The sequence below is a fragment of the Microbacterium sp. zg.B48 genome (assembly GCF_024623505.1).
GTDB lineage: Bacteria > Actinomycetota > Actinomycetes > Actinomycetales > Microbacteriaceae > Microbacterium.
The window spans coordinates 281528-296813 of sequence record NZ_JANJFE010000002.1; the positions used below are offsets into that span (position 1 = coordinate 281528).

Here is a 15286-nt window from a genome sequence, read left to right on the forward strand (position 1 = left end):
TCTACTGCCATCCGAGGACCTCCAGTCCGGGGAGCTTCTTGCCCTCGAGGAATTCCAGGCTTGCTCCGCCGCCCGTCGAGATGTGCCCGAACTGATCGTCCTGGAAGCCCAGCTGACGCACGGCTGCGGCCGAGTCGCCGCCGCCCACGACGCTGAGTCCGCGGACTTCGGTCAGGGCCTGAGCGACCGCTTTCGTGCCGGCCGCGAACGGTGCGAGCTCGAAGACGCCCATCGGCCCGTTCCAGAACACCGTGCGGCTGTCCCGGATGACCTCGGCGAAGCGCGCCGCGGTGTCCGGTCCGATGTCCAGGCCGAGGCCGGACGCGCCGAACGGGGTGTCCTCGATCCGGTCCGCCGCCGTCACCACATGCTCGGCGTCCGCGCTGAAACTGGACGCGACGACCACGTCGGTGGGCAGGACGATGTCGACCCCGGTCTCCTCCGCGGTCTTGACGTACTGACGCACGGTGTCCAGCTGGTCGGCTTCGAGCAGGCTCGCGCCGACACGGTGACCCTGGGCGGCGAGGAAGGTGAACAGCATCCCCCCGCCGACCAGCAGCCGATCCACCCGCGGAAGCAGGTGCGAGATCACGCCCAGCTTGTCGCTGACCTTGGAGCCGCCGAGCACGACGGTGTACGGACGCTCGGGGTTCTCGGTCAGGCGATCCAGGACATCCAGCTCCGCGGCGATCAGCAGACCGGCGGCGGACGGCAGGATCTGCGCCAGCTCGTACACGCTCGCCTGCTTGCGGTGAACGACCCCGAAACCGTCGGAGACGAGCACGTCGCCGAGCTGGGCGAGCTGCTCGGCGAAGGCGCGGCGCTCGGCCTCGTCCTTGGAGGTCTCACCGGGGTGGAATCGAAGGTTCTCGATCACCGCGACGCCGCCGTCTTCGAGCGCGGCCACCGCGTCAGAGGCCGACTCCCCCACCGTGTCCCGCGCGAACGCGACCGGCGAGCCGAGCAGCTCGGACAGCCGCTGAGCGACCGGGGCCAGACTGTACTTCTCGTCCGGGGCACCGGCGGGACGACCGAGGTGAGAGCAGACCACCACGCGGGCACCCTGCTGGATGAGCGCGTTGAGAGTGGGGAGCGACGCCCGCACGCGGCCATCGTCCGTGATCACGCCGTCCTTCAAGGGGACGTTGAGATCGCAGCGGACGATGACCCGCTTGCCGGCGAGCGAACCCAGCGAGTCGAGGGTGCGCAGAGGCATGATCGCTTAGAGGCGTTCGGCGACGTACTCGGTGAGGTCGACGAGACGGTTGGAGTAGCCCCACTCGTTGTCGTACCACGCCGAGACCTTGACCAGGTTGCCGCTGACGTTCGTCAGCTCCGAGTCGAAGATCGACGAGTGCGGGTTGCCTTGGATGTCGCTGGAGACGATGGGGTCCGCGGTGTACTCCAGGTACCCGGCGAGACGTCCCTCGGCGGCGGCGGCCTGGTAGGCGGCGTTGACCTGGTCCACGGTGAGACCCTCGGTCGGCGTGACCACCGTCAGGTCGACGATCGAGCCGGTGGGCACCGGAACGCGGTAGGACGAACCGCTGAGCTTGCCGCTCAGCTCGGGCAGCACCCGTCCGATCGCCTTGGCCGCACCGGTCGACGCGGGCACGATGTTGATCGCCGCACCGCGCGCGCGGCGGAGGTCGCTGTGCGGGCCGTCCTGCAGGTTCTGGTCGGCCGTGTAGGCATGCGCGGTCATCATGAACCCGCGCTCGATGCCGAAGGCGTCGTTGAAGACCTGCGCGAGCGGCGCCAGGCAGTTCGTGGTGCACGAGGCATTGGAGATGATGGCGTGCGCGGCGGGGTCGTACTCGCCCTCGTTCACGCCCATCACGATGGTGACGTCGTCGCCGGTGGCCGGTGCCGAGATCAGCACCTTCTTGGCACCGCCGGCGATGTGCTTCTTCGCGTCTTCGGCCTTGGTGAAGCGGCCGGTGGACTCCACGACGATGTCCACGCCGAGCTCACCCCACGGGAGGTTGGCCGGGTCGCGCTCTTCGAAGACCTTGATCTTCCTGCCGCCGACCGTGATCGAGTCCTCGTCGTAGGAGACCTCTTCGGCGAGGGGGCCACTGACGGAGTCGTACTTCAGCAGGTGTGCGAGGGTCTTGTTGTCGGTGAGGTCGTTCACCGCCACGATTTCGAGGTCGGCACCCTGCGCGAGTGCGGCGCGGAGGTAGTTGCGTCCGATGCGGCCGAAGCCGTTGATTCCGATCTTGACAGCCACGGAGATTCTCCTGAGATGTGTGGTGCGCGACAGCGCGTTGATGCGGTTGTGGGGGGACGGCGACGTCCCGGCGGGGGTACCCCGCCGGGACGCCCATTCGCTATGACAGTACCAGCAGGCCCGAGGTCTTCTCGCGGGCTGCGGCGAAGCGGGACTGGACATCAGCCCAGTTCGCGATGTTCCAGAACGCCTTCACGTAGTCGGCACGGACGTTCTTGTAGTCCAGGTAGTAGGCGTGCTCCCAGACATCCAGCAGCAGCAGCGGGACGGTGCCGGCCACGATCTGACCCTGCTGGTCGAAGAACTGCTGGATGATCAGGTTCTGACCGATCGAGTCCCAGAACAGGCCCGCCCACCCTGATCCCTGGACCCCGAGGGCGGCCGCCGTGAACTGCGCCTGGAAGGCGTCGAAGGATCCGAAGAAGTCGCCGATGGCCGCCTCGAGCTCACCCGTGGGCTTGTCGCCGCCGTCCGGGGAGAGGTTGGTCCAGAAGATGGAGTGGTTGGTGTGCCCGCCGAGGTTGAAGGCGAGGTCCTTCTGCAGCTTGTTCACGTTCGCGAGGTTGCCGCTCTGGCGGGCCTCGGCGAGCTGCTCGAGTGCGGTGTTGGCGCCGGTGACGTACGCCTGATGATGCTTGTCGTGGTGCAGCTGCATGATCGTCGCACTGATGTGCGGCTCAAGAGCGGCGTAGTCGTAGGGGAGGTCGGGCAACGTGTAGTTCGCCATGTTCTCTTCTTCCTATCGGCGCTGCCCCGATACTTCTCGGTGCAACGGGAATGACGTCCCTAGCCTACTAACGCGGCACCGCCGCGCGCTCAGTCCTCGGCACCTACCGGAACGGCCGCCTCGGTGTCGGGGATCCCGTCGGTCTCGGCCTTCTTGTCCGCCATGGCCAGCAGGCGGCGGATCCGTCCGGCGACCGCGTCCTTGGTCAGCGGGGGGTCGGCGTGGTGGCCCAGTTCGTCCAGGCTGGCGTCGCGATGGGCCAGGCGCAGCTCCCCCGCCTCGCGCAGGTGCTCGGGGACTTCGTCGCCGAGGATCTCCAGCGCGCGCTCGACCCGTGCGCACGCGGCCACCGCTGCCTGGGCGGACCGGCGCAGGTTCGCGTCGTCGAAGTTGACCAGCCGGTTCACGCCTGCCCGCACCTCCCGGCGCTGACGCATCTGGTCCCAGTCGCTGGACGCGCGGCTGGCGCCCATCTGCGCCAGGGCGACGCGGATCGCCTCACCCTCACGGACCACGACGCGCGGCACGCCGCGCACTTCGCGAGCCTTCGCGGGGATGCCGAGACGGTGTGCCGCGCCGACGAGCGCCATCGCGGCCTCGGGCGCGGGGCACGTGATCTCCAGCGCGGCCGAACGACCCGGTTCGCTCAGTGTCCCCGCTGCCAGAAAGGCGCCGCGCCAGATCGCGGCCAGGTCCGACCGCGATCCGGTGGTCAGCTTGTTGGGCAGTCCGCGCACGGGACGGCGGCGCTGGTCCAGCAGGCCGGTCTGACGGGCAAGCGTCTCGCCGCCGTCGATCACGCGCACCGCGTAGTGGCTGCCGTTGCGGGCGCCCGACCCCTGCACGTGCACCAGCTCGGGTCGTACTCCGTACAGCTCGACGAGGTCGCGGGCGACGCGCCGCGCGAGCACGTCCGAGTCCAGCTCCGCCTCGACGGCCACCCGGTTCGCGATCGAGTGCAGCCCGCCGGAGAAGCGAAGGAGAGAGGTCAGCTCGGCCACTCGAGCCGTGGGACTCGGATCGCGCACAGCCGTCAGTTCGGCCTTCACGTCAGCGGTCAGCGACACGGATCTCCTCGCAGGCAATGATGCGGATGGGGGTTTGGAACGAGGGTCAAGCCTACTCGCGACCCCGCTCACTCACGACCCAGGTCGCGGTGCTTCACCCGCACCGCGACGCCGGGCACGCTGGACAGCCGCGCGGCCAGTTCCTTGGCCACCGCGACGGATCGGTGCTTTCCGCCGGTGCAGCCGACGGCGATCACGGAATGGCCCTTGTTCTCCCGCTGGTACCCAGCCAGGACCGGCTGCAGGGCCGCGGTGTACGCGTCGATGAACTCGGCCGCACCCTCCTGGGTGAGCACGAAGTCCCGGACTTCATCGCTCTCTCCGGTCAGCGCGCGCAGGTCGTCGTTCCAGAACGGGTTCGGCAGGAAGCGCATGTCGGCGACCAGATCGGCGTCCGGCGGCATCCCGTATTTGAATCCGAAGCTCATGATCGTCACGGAGTGGCGCGCGGCGCCCTCCGCGGAGAACAGATCGATGACCTGTGTGGCCAGTTGGTGGATGTTGAACCCGGAGGTGTCGATGATCACGTCGGCGCTCTCGCGAACGGCAGCGAGGCGGTCGCGCTCCAGCCGGATGCCGTCCAGGACCGTGCCGTCACCCTGCAGCGGGTGCGGCCGGCGGACCGCCTCGAATCGGCGGACCAGCACGTCGTCGGAGGCGTCCAGGAACATCACCCGCACCGGGCGCCCGTCCCGCAGCGCCCGGGTGATCTCCGGCAGCGCGACGAACAGATCGCGGCCGCGCACGTCGACGACCACCGCGACGCGCGGCAGCGCGCCGGCGGCGAGCTCGGTCAGCTCCAGCAGCGGGCGCAGCATCTGCGGGGGCAGATTGTCGACCACGTACCAGCCGAGGTCCTCGAGGGCATCAGCGGCGGTGGAACGGCCTGCGCCGGACATCCCGGTGACGATGAGCACCTCACCGGGCGGGCGGTGCTCCTCGGCGGGGGCATCCAGAGCACCGGTCTCAGCGTTGGTCATCCCACCCCCGTCGTCGTCTTCAGCCTACTCACTTGTGAGATGGGCATGGATCGCCGCCGCCAGCTTCGGCCCCACGCCGGGCAGCTCCATGATCTCCTCCGGTGTCGCGCGCTTCAACGCGGCCACCGAGCCGAAGTGCCGCAGCAGCGCCTTGATCCGCGCCTCGCCCAGTCCGGGGACCTCGGCCAGCACGCTCTGGATGTCGCGACGGCGACGTCTGCGCTGGTGCGTGATCGCGAAGCGGTGCGCCTCATCGCGAAGGCGCTGCAGCAGGTACAGCGCCTCGCTCGTGCGCGGCAGGATCACGGGGTAGTCCTCCCCCGGCATCCAGACCTCTTCGAGCCTCTTCGCGATGCCGCACAGGGCGATCTCCTCGTGGCCGGCGTCGGCCAGTGCGCGGGCGGCGGCCTCGACCTGAGGCTTTCCTCCGTCCACGACGAGAAGCTGCGGCGGATAGGCGAAGCGCGGTCGCCGCCGCCCGCCCTCGTCCGCGTCTGCCTGCTCCTCGGGCCGGTCCAGGTAGGCCAGTCGGCGCGTGAGCACCTGGTAGAGCGAATCGGTGTCGTCGGTGGTCTCCGGGACGCCGAACGAGCGGTACTGGTCCTTGCGCGGCAGCCCATCCTCGAAGACGACCATCGACGCGACCACGTTGGTTCCGCTCAGGTGCGAGACATCGAAGCACTCGATGCGCAGGGGTGCCTCGGCCAGGCCGAGTGCCTCCTGCAGGTCGCTGAGCGCCTGGGTGCGGGCGACGTAGTCGCTCGTGCGCCTGGTCTTGTGGATCATCAGCGCCTGCTGGGCGTTCAGAGTCGCGGTCTTGAGCAGGTCGGCCTTGCGCCCACGCTGGGCTACGAGGATGGAGACCCGCTTGCCGCGGCGTTCGCGCAGCCACGCCTCGAGTTCGCCGGCGCCATCCGGGAGCGAGGGGACGAGCACCTGACGCGGGATGTCTGCGGGTGCGGCATCGCCGTAGGCCCGCTGCAGCACCTGGTCGACCAGCTCTCCACCGGAGATGTCCAGTTCCTTCTCGACCGTCGTGGCCCGCACCCCGCGCACGCGGCCGCCGCGGATCACGAACTGCTGCACCGCAGCGTGCAGCTCGTCCTCCGCGATGCCGAACAGGTCCGCGTCGGTGTCCGCGGACAGGACCAGGGCGCTCTTGGACAGCACGGCGTCGATCGCGGCGAGACGGTCGCGGTAGACCGCGGCGGCCTCGTAGTCCATCGCCGCGGACGCCTCGCGCATGCGCGCGTTCAGCTCCTTGGCGAACCGCTGGTCGCCGCCGGCCATGAACGCGATGAAGTCCTCGACGATCGCCCGGTGCTCCTCGATCGTGACCTTCATCGAACACGGGCCGCCGCATCGCCCGATCTGCCCCGGGAAGCACGGGCGGCCGCTGGACATCGCCTTCTTGTAGGACGCGTCGCTGCAGGTGCGGATCGGGAAGACCTTGATCATCAGATCGATGGTGTCGTGCACCGCCCACACCTTCGGGTACGGGCCGAAGTACTTGGCGCCCTTGATGCGGCGATTGCGCGTGACGATCACGCGCGGCGCCTCGTCGGCCAGCGTGATCGCCATGAACGGGTAGGACTTGTCGTCGCGGTAGCGGACGTTGAACGGCGGATCGAACTCCTTGATCCACATGTACTCCAGTTGCAGCGCGTCCACGTCGCTGTCCACGACGGTCCACTCGACCGACGCCGCGCTGGTGACCATCCGGCGCGTGCGCTCATGCAGCGTGCGCAGCGGCGCGAAGTAGTTCGACAGGCGCGCACGCAGGTTCTTCGCCTTGCCGACGTAGAGGACCCGGCCCGCGGCATCCCGGAATCGGTAGACACCCGGGTTCGTGGGGATCTCGCCCGGTCGCGGCTTGTACGCGACGGTGGGCCGGGATGCGGGCATGCTCACCCGGCCTTGCGCACCGCGGTGATGCCGAGCACCTCCGCCAGGAAGGCGCCCGTGAAGCTGCCTTCCGCCTGCGCCACCTGCTCGGGCGTGCCGGTTGCGACGACCTGGCCGCCGCCGGATCCACCCTCCGGCCCCAGGTCGATGACCCAGTCCGAGGATTTGATGACGTCCAGGTTGTGCTCGATCACGATCACCGTGTTGCCCTTGTCGACCAGACCGTTGAGCACCTCGAGCAGACGCTGCACGTCCTCGAAGTGCAGGCCCGTGGTCGGCTCGTCCAGCACATACACGCTGCGCCCGTTGCTGCGACGCTGGAGCTCGGTGGCGAGCTTGACGCGCTGCGCCTCGCCACCGCTGAGCGTCGTCGCCGACTGCCCCAGGCGGACATAGCCCAGCCCCACGTCGACCAGGGTCTTCAGGTACCGGTGGATGGCCTGAATCGGCTCGAAGAAGCCGGCGGCCTCCTCGATCGGCATCTCGAGCACCTCGGCGATGTTCTTGCCCTTGTAGTGGACCGAGAGCGTGTCGCGGTTGTACCGCTTGCCGTGGCAGACCTCGCAGTCCACGTACACGTCGGGGAGGAAGTTCATCTCGATCTTGATCGTGCCGTCGCCCGAGCACGCCTCGCAGCGCCCGCCCTTGACGTTGAAGCTGAAGCGGCCCGGCTGGTAGCCGCGCACCTTCGCCTCCGGGGTCTCGCTGAACAGCGTCCGGATCCGGTCGAACACACCCGTATAGGTCGCCGGGTTCGAGCGGGGCGTCCGGCCGATCGGCGCCTGGTCGACGTGCACGACCTTGTCGAGATTGTCCAGGCCGGTGACCCGGGTGTGCTTGCCCGCGATGCGACGTGCACCGTTCAGGCGACTGGCCAGCACTTCGTACAGGATGCCGTTCACCAGCGACGACTTGCCCGAGCCGCTGACGCCGGTCACGGCGGTCATCACGCCGAGCGGGAAATCGACCGTCACGTTGCGGAGGTTGTTCTCACGCGCCCCGACGACCGTCACCATGCGCTTCTTGTCGATGCGACGGCGCTTGGTCGGCGTGGGGATGGATCGCCGGCCGGCCAGGTAGTCGCCGGTGATGGACCGAGGATCGTTCAGCATGTCGGCGAGCGGCCCCGAGTGCACGACGTGACCGCCGTCGACGCCGGCCCGCGGGCCGATGTCCACCACCCAGTCGGCGGCGTGGATGGTCTCCTCGTCGTGCTCGACGACGATCAGCGTGTTGCCCAGGTCGCGCAGAGTCAGCAGCGTCTCGATCAGCCGCCGGTTATCGCGCTGGTGCAGACCGATCGAGGGCTCGTCCAGGACGTACAGCACACCGGTCAGTCCGGAGCCGATCTGCGTCGCCAGGCGGATCCGCTGAGCCTCGCCGCCGGAGAGCGAGCCGGCCGACCGGCTCAGGCTGAGATAGTTCAGGCCGACCTGCAGCAGGAAGTTCAGGCGCGCGCGGATCTCCCGCAGCACCTGCGCGGCGATCTTGGCCTCGCGGTCGGTGAGCTTCAGCTGCTCGAAGTACTCCTGCGCATCGCCGAGGCTCAGGCGCGAGGCATCCGCGATGGAGTGCCCGTGCACGAGAACGGCCAGGACCTCGGGCTTGAGCCGGTCGCCGTTGCAGGACAGGCACGGCACTTCGCGCAGGTACTCGGACCAGCGCTGGCGTTGCGAGTCCGAATCGGCCTGCACGTACTGACGCTCGATGTACGGCACCACGCCCTCGAACCCGGACGAGTAGCGCATCTCACGCCCGTACCGGTTCTTCCACTTGACGGTGACCTTGTAGTTCTCGCCCCGCAGGACCGCCTCCTGCACGTCGAGCCGCAGGTCGCGCCAGGGGGTGTCCAGCGAGAAGTTCAGATCCGCGGCCAGACCCTCCAGCAGCCGTTCGTAGTACTGGAACAGACCCTTGCCCTGGGTGGTCCACGGGATGATCACGCCTTCGCGGATCGACAGCTCGTCGTCGCCGAGCATGAGGTCCACGTCGACCGACATGCGCGTGCCGAGCCCGGAGCACGTCGGGCAGGCGCCGAAGGGCGCGTTGAACGAGAAGGTGCGCGGCTCGATCTCGGTCAGCTGCAGCGGGTGCCCGTTGGGGCACGCGAGCTTCTCCGAGAACGACTGCCACGCGGCATCGCCCTCCTCGTCCACGAAGTTGACCTGCATGATGCCGCCGGCCAGACCCAGCGCCGTCTCCACCGAGTCGGTGACCCGGCTGAGGATGTCGGGGCCGGCGACCAGCCGGTCCACGACGACGGCGATGTCGTGCTTGTAGCTCTTCTTCAGCACCGGCGGCTCGGCCAGCTGGATGAGCTCGCCGTCGACGACCGCACGCGCGTAGCCCTTGGCCGAGAGCTCCTTGAACAGGTCGACGAACTCGCCCTTCTTCTGCGACACGACCGGCGCGACGATCTGGTAGCGGGTCTTCTCGGGCAGCTCCACGAGCTGATCGGCGATCTGCTGCACCGTCTGACGCTGGATGACCTCACCGCACACCGGACAGTGCGGTACGCCGATGCGCGCCCAGAGCAGGCGCATGTAGTCATGGATCTCGGTGATCGTGCCGACCGTCGAACGCGGGTTGCGGTTGGTCGACTTCTGATCGATCGAGACAGCGGGACTCAGTCCCTCGATGAAGTCGACATCGGGCCGGTCCACCTGCCCGAGGAACTGACGTGCGTACGCGCTGAGCGATTCGACGTAGCGGCGCTGGCCTTCGGCGAAGATCGTGTCGAACGCGAGGCTGGACTTGCCCGACCCGCTGAGCCCGGTGAACACCACGAGGGAATCGCGTGGAATGTCGAGGTCCACGTTCTTGAGATTGTGAACGCGGGCACCGCGAACACTCAGCTTTCCACTGGAGTTTCCGGGCGCGGCGACAGGGACGATGGGCACCACACAAGTCTAGGCGGGGCCTCCGACACCAGCGCCGGAGACCCCGCCTTCACGGGCTGTTGCCAGATGCGCCGCTACCGGATGATCACCGGAACGGTTCCGCTGGTGGACGGCTTGACCGTGTCGCTGCCGGCATACGACGCAGACAGCGCGTGCACGCCCCTGCCGAGGGCCGGGAGCGTCACCTTGACGGTCCCGTGGTCCTCGGCGGTGAGGGTGGCCGTGGCGATCACCTCGCTGCCGTCGCGGATCGTGACCTCCCCGGTCACCGGTGTCGCGCCCTCCGCGAGCACCAGCACCCGATACTGGATGGCCGCGTTCTGCTTCGCGTACAGCTTGTTCGGGATGCCGATGGTGATGCTGCCGGCACGGTCGACCGTGGTGAGCGCAACCTCGATCGACGTGCCGGTCGCCGCGCCGGTCAGGGTCAGCGCGATCGCGCCGACCGGGGCGTCCGCCGGCAGCTCGACAGCGACCGAGGCCGTCCCGTAGTCGTCGTACGGTGCCGTGCCGAGCGTCGAGTCCACGGGGAACGTGCCCAGCACCCGGTCGGCGAGGGAGACGATCAGCTCGGAGTCGCGCACGTCGGTCGCATGGGTCATCGACCACGACCGGACGTCGAAGGCCACCGTGGATCCGAGCTCGTAGGCAGTCGGCGCGTCCTGCGGGAACGCGACCTCCACGGCGTGCTGCGCGTAGTCGACGGGAAGCGGCGTCGATGCGGCGAAGGCGCCCATGTAGTCCACCATCGCCGCCAGGTCGACCTTGCCCGTATCCCTCTTGCCGGTGCCGTTCGCGAACTCGCGGAAGTTGTCGCCGCCGGTGGAGAGGAAGGAATTGACCGTCACGGAGTAGCTCGCGGTCAGGTCGATCGGCTCGCCGTGCAGCCACATTCCGGTCACGGTGCCCTGCGGAGCCGAATAGGGGGCGCGCAGCGATTCGTCCTCCGGAGTGGTCGGGTTGTCCAGCTCCTGCTCGGACACGGTCTGCTGCGTGTAGGTGTACTCGAAGCCCTCCGACACCCCCAAGCGCAGGAAGGGCCGCGTGGGCAGCTTGTTGAAGGCGTCCCGCTGCCACTGCTGCTCGAGCACGGATTTGATCTGCGCCCCGGTCAGCTGCAGGTTGACCAGGGTGTTCGCGAAGGATTGCACCGCCGCCGCCTGACGGACGGTGACGACCCGCGGATACGATCCGTCGCCGGGGTCCACTCCGGTCATGTCGGCGCGCAGGCCACCCGGGTTCATGAACGCGATCTGGGAGGCACCGGACTCCGGCGCCTCGGTCGCCCACTGCTGCACCTCCGCGACCAGATTTCCCAGCGTGGATTCGCCGCCGCGGTTCTCGATGCGCGCGCCCTCCGCGTTGAGCACCTGTGCACGGTTGAAGGGTCCGCCGATCGTGCCCAGCTCCACCGCGCCCAGGGCGTCGGCTTCCGTCGCGGCCCGCGACACGATTCCTGCGACGGCCGTGTCGGCCGGGTAGCGCGGCGACTCGACCGGATCCTCCAGCTTCAGCAGCGCCTGGGACACCGCCGAGACCGCACCGGTCGCGCCGTCGACGGTGAACTGGAGCTGGTTGAGGTTGGTGCCATACTGCCCGGCGGAGACGACCGGGCGGTCCGTGACGGCACGTCCTTCGCTCGCCCACTGCGCGACCGGGAACGAGCAGTCGTACGCGAGGTGGGTGTGGCCGGATACGATCGCGTCCACGTCGGCCGAGACGTTGTTGACGATGTCGGCCCATGGGCCGGTGTCGTCCATGGTCGCGCAGTCCGTCGTCGGGGCGCCCTCGTGCACCAGCATGACGACGAGGTCCGCGCCGCCGGCGACGAGTGCCGCGGCTTCGGTGTTGACGGACTCGATGATCGGCAGGACGTCGATGTCGGCGATTCCCCCGGGGCTGACCAGAGCCCGCAGCTCCTCGGTGACGGCACCGACGAAGCCCACCGACACGTCGCCGAATTCCTGGATCCACGTGGGGGGGACCGCCGGTTCGCCGGTGGATCTGACCCTCAGGTTCGCCGCGATGTACTCCCACTCGGCGCCGCCGTAGGGGTTCGTGGTCGGGTCGTAGGGCGCCATCACGCGCTCGACCAGATCGGCGTAGCCCTGATCCAGTTCATGATTGCCCACCGCCGACACGTCCAGGCCCGCTCCGTTGAGGGCGTCGATCGTCGGTTTGTCGCTCTGGATGAAGGATTCGAACGTGGAGGCGCCGATCAGGTCACCCGCCGCGGCGAAGACGGTGTTCGGGTTCTCCGCGCGCAGCTGCGTGACGGCACCGGCCAGCACCGCTGCTCCGGCTTCGCCGTTGGTCGTGTTGTTGAGGATCCGACCGTGGAAGTCGTTGGTGGCGAGGATCTGAACGACAATGGGTGCGGCATGGGCTGCCGGGGTGGTGAGGGCACCGGCGCCAAGCGCGAGGATCGTGGCTGCAGCTGCGACGGAGAGCCGTCGGCCGGTGCGGGAGAGGGACTGTGACCGGGATCGCATGGACATCCTCTGAGGTCGGATCGATGGGGGGACGATTACCGCCGGGGCTGCGCGCGTTGTCGGTGCCACGCTGCACCTCGAAAAAGCCTAGAAGCCGATCCGCGACTTGCCAATGGGCTCGGCGACAGTTCACCGTTGCGTCCGCAACCGGCCGCTCGCGGTCGCTCAGCGTTCCGATGCGACGGGCGCGCGGCCGGCGAAACGCACCAGCGCCTCGCGGATGCCGGAGATCTCGGCGGCGTCCATCCCCACGCGTGCCATGATCTGGTGTGGCACCCGCAGCGCGTCCTCGCGCAGCGCCTCGCCCTGCCGGGTGAGGGCGATGTCGAGGACCCGCTCGTCGTCGCTGCGCCGGGTGCGGGTGACCCGCCCTTGGGATTCCAGCCGCTTGATGAGCGGGGACAGCGTCGCCGGTTCCATCGCCAGCTCCCCCGCCAGCTCGCCGAGCGAGCGCGGGGATTTCTCCCACAGCGCCAGCAGGACGAGATACTGCGGGTGTGTCAGCCCGAGCGGCTCGAGAACCGGCCGATACAGGGCCACCACGTTGCGGGCGGCCGTGACGATGGCGAAGCAGAGCTGGTTCTCCAGCGCCAGGATGTTCTCGGTCATGAGGGAATCATATCGACACGAATAGTTAGTACACTAATCACATGAGTGACGACAGGATGCCCCTCCGGCAGCGGGTCCGCCAAGCCGGCGGCTGGTACGCGTGGTTCAACACGAACCTCATCCGCCTGGCCGGCCCGGCAGCCGTCGGTCCGTACGAGACGACGCCGCCGCCCTCAGTGGCCGAGCGGGCCGACCGGGCGTGCCCCCTGTGCGGTCACCCGATGACGGCCCACACGTTCGACCGATCCGGTCCCAAGCCGCTGATGCACTGCCCGTGACCGCCGGGCGCGCTCACGCGTGCCCGGCGCGCTCCATGGCGCGCAGCTCCTTCTTCATGTCCTGCACCTCGTCGCGCAGACGCGCCGCCAGTTCGAACTTCAGTTCGCCGGCGGCGACCAGCATCTGGTTGGACAGATCCGCGATCGTGGCCTCGAGCTGATCGGCGCCCTCCGCGGCGATCCCCTCTCGGCGCAGGCGCGGCGTCGGGGACTTGCCCTTGCCGGACTTGGACATCGCGGCGTGCCGCCGAGAGAGCATGTCGGCGGTGTCGGCGCCCTCCCGGGCCAGCACCTCGGTGATGTCGGCGATCCGCTTTCGCAGCGGTGTGGGATCGATGCCGTGCTCGAGGTTGTACGCGACCTGCTTCTCGCGGCGCCGATCGGTCTCTCCGATGGCGGCCTTCATCGAGTCGGTGATGGTGTCGGCGTACATGTGCACCTCGCCGGAGACGTTTCGAGCTGCCCGGCCGATGGTCTGGATCAGCGAGGTGCCGGAACGGAGGAATCCCTCTTTGTCGGCATCCAGGATCGCCACGAGGGAGACCTCCGGCAGGTCCAGCCCCTCGCGGAGCAGATTGATCCCGACCAGCACGTCGTACACCCCGGCGCGCAGCTCGGTCAGCAGCTCCACGCGGCGCAGCGTGTCGACGTCGGAGTGCAGATAGCGGACCCGGACTCCGTGCTCGCTGAGGAAGTCGGTAAGCTCCTCGGCCATCTTCTTGGTCAGCGTCGTGACCAGCACCCGCTCATCGCGTTCGGCCCGCACGCGGATCTCCTCGAGCAGATCGTCGATCTGGCCCTTGGACGGCTTGACCACGATCTGCGGATCGACCAGCCCGGTCGGGCGGATGATCTGCTCGACCACGCCGTCGGCGATGCCCATCTCGTACCGGCCCGGTGTCGCCGACAGGTACACGGTCTGACCGACGCGATTCTTGAACTCGTCCCAGCGCAGCGGCCGGTTGTCCATCGCACTGGGCAGGCGGAACCCGTGTTCGACGAGCGTGCGCTTGCGCGAGGCGTCGCCTTCGTACATGGCCCCGATCTGCGGGACGGTGGCGTGCGATTCGTCGATCACGACGAGGAAGTCCTCGGGGAAGAAGTCCAGCAGGCAATGCGGCGCCTCGCCGGGTGCGCGTCCGTCGAGATGGCGCGAGTAGTTCTCGATGCCGGAGCAGAATCCGAGCTGCTGGAGCATCTCGAGGTCGAATGTGGTGCGCATGCGCAGGCGCTGCGCCTCGAGGAGCTTGCCCTGCGACTCCAGCTCCTTCAGACGGATGGCCAGCTCCGCTTCGATGGTGCCGATCGCCCGTTGCACGGTGTCGGTGCCGGCGACATAGTGCGAGGCCGGGAAGATCGGCACGGAGTCCAGCTTCTGCACGACGTCGCCGGTCAGCGGGTGCAGCATGTACAGCGCTTCGATCTCGTCGCCGAAGAGCTCGATGCGGATCGCATACTCCTCGTACACCGGGATGATCTCGATCGTGTCGCCGCGGACACGGAAGTTGCCGCGGGAGAAGTCGACGTCGTTGCGGTTGTACTGCATCGCGATGAACTTGCGGATCAGGGCGTCGCGGTCGTATTGCTCCCCCACCTGCAGCGCGACCATCGCACGCAGATACTCCTCGGGCGCGCCGAGGCCGTAGATGCACGAGACGGTGGAGACCACCACGACGTCCCGGCGGCTCAGCAGGGAGTTCGTGGTCGAGTGACGCAGGCGTTCGACTTCGGCGTTGACCGAGGAGTCCTTCTCGATGAAGGTGTCCGTCTGCGGCACGTACGCCTCGGGCTGGTAGTAGTCGTAGTACGAAACGAAGTACTCCACCGCGTTGTTGGGCATGAGGTCGCGGAACTCATTGGCCAGCTGGGCCGCGAGGGTCTTGTTGTGCGCCAGCACCAGGGTGGGTCGCTGCACCTGTTCGATGAGCCAGGCCGTGGTCGCCGACTTGCCCGTTCCGGTGGCACCGAGCAGCACCACGTCCGTCTCACCCGCGTTGATACGGGCTGTCAGTTCGGCGATCGCCTGCGGCTGATCCCCCGAGGGGACGTATTCGCTGACGACCTCGAATGGCCGCACGGATCGTGTCGTCTGCAT

General features: G+C 68.3%; 11 protein-coding genes. 1 reads left to right on the forward strand and 10 read right to left on the reverse strand.

Translation table 11 applies throughout. The features are described 5' to 3' along the window. Window position 1 precedes the first annotated feature (1 nt). From pgk to NQ152_RS01450, 9 genes are all read right to left on the reverse strand, one after another. Window positions 2-1216 carry a phosphoglycerate kinase gene (gene pgk / locus NQ152_RS01410; protein ID WP_257522755.1) on the reverse strand — a complete coding sequence of 405 codons (1215 nt, stop codon included), beginning with the start codon at window positions 1214-1216 and terminating at the stop codon, window positions 2-4. A 6-nt stretch (window positions 1217-1222) separates the two neighbouring features. Then, complete coding sequence (gene gap / locus NQ152_RS01415) at window positions 1223-2233, reverse strand: type I glyceraldehyde-3-phosphate dehydrogenase (protein WP_257502489.1); 1011 nt, start codon at window positions 2231-2233, stop codon at window positions 1223-1225. Between the two features lie 100 nt (window positions 2234-2333). After that, window positions 2334-2960, reverse strand: coding sequence for a superoxide dismutase (locus tag NQ152_RS01420; RefSeq protein WP_257502488.1), 627 nt, complete (start codon window positions 2958-2960; stop codon window positions 2334-2336). Between the two features lie 89 nt (window positions 2961-3049). After that, the gene (gene whiA / locus NQ152_RS01425) at window positions 3050-4027 is read right to left on the reverse strand and encodes a DNA-binding protein WhiA (protein WP_257502487.1); all 978 of its coding nucleotides are present in this window, start codon (window positions 4025-4027) and stop codon (window positions 3050-3052) included. A 68-nt stretch (window positions 4028-4095) separates the two neighbouring features. Next, entirely contained in the window at window positions 4096-5007 is a 912-nt protein-coding gene (gene rapZ / locus NQ152_RS01430; protein ID WP_257502486.1) for an RNase adapter RapZ, read from the reverse strand. Between the two features lie 24 nt (window positions 5008-5031). Then, a complete protein-coding gene (uvrC, locus tag NQ152_RS01435) occupies window positions 5032-6912 on the reverse strand; it encodes an excinuclease ABC subunit UvrC (RefSeq protein WP_257522756.1) in 1881 nt (626 codons plus the stop codon). 2 nt (window positions 6913-6914) lie between these two features. Continuing rightward, entirely contained in the window at window positions 6915-9812 is a 2898-nt protein-coding gene (uvrA, locus tag NQ152_RS01440) for an excinuclease ABC subunit UvrA (protein WP_257502484.1), read from the reverse strand. 74 nt (window positions 9813-9886) lie between these two features. Beyond that, entirely contained in the window at window positions 9887-12304 is a 2418-nt protein-coding gene (locus NQ152_RS01445) for a 5'-nucleotidase C-terminal domain-containing protein (protein ID WP_257522757.1), read from the reverse strand. A 165-nt stretch (window positions 12305-12469) separates the two neighbouring features. Beyond that, the gene (locus NQ152_RS01450) at window positions 12470-12913 is read right to left on the reverse strand and encodes a MarR family winged helix-turn-helix transcriptional regulator (protein WP_257522758.1); all 444 of its coding nucleotides are present in this window, start codon (window positions 12911-12913) and stop codon (window positions 12470-12472) included. A gap of 41 nt (window positions 12914-12954) precedes the next feature. Between NQ152_RS01450 and NQ152_RS01455 the strand changes: the two genes are divergently transcribed. Further along, window positions 12955-13191 carry a hypothetical protein gene (locus NQ152_RS01455; RefSeq protein ID WP_257502481.1) on the forward strand — a complete coding sequence of 79 codons (237 nt, stop codon included), beginning with the start codon at window positions 12955-12957 and terminating at the stop codon, window positions 13189-13191. Window positions 13192-13204: 13 nt separating this feature from the next. Here the strand turns inward: NQ152_RS01455 and uvrB are convergent, their stop codons facing one another. Next, on the reverse strand, window positions 13205-15286 hold the full coding sequence (gene uvrB, locus NQ152_RS01460; protein ID WP_257502480.1) for an excinuclease ABC subunit UvrB: 2082 nt from the start codon (window positions 15284-15286) through the stop codon (window positions 13205-13207).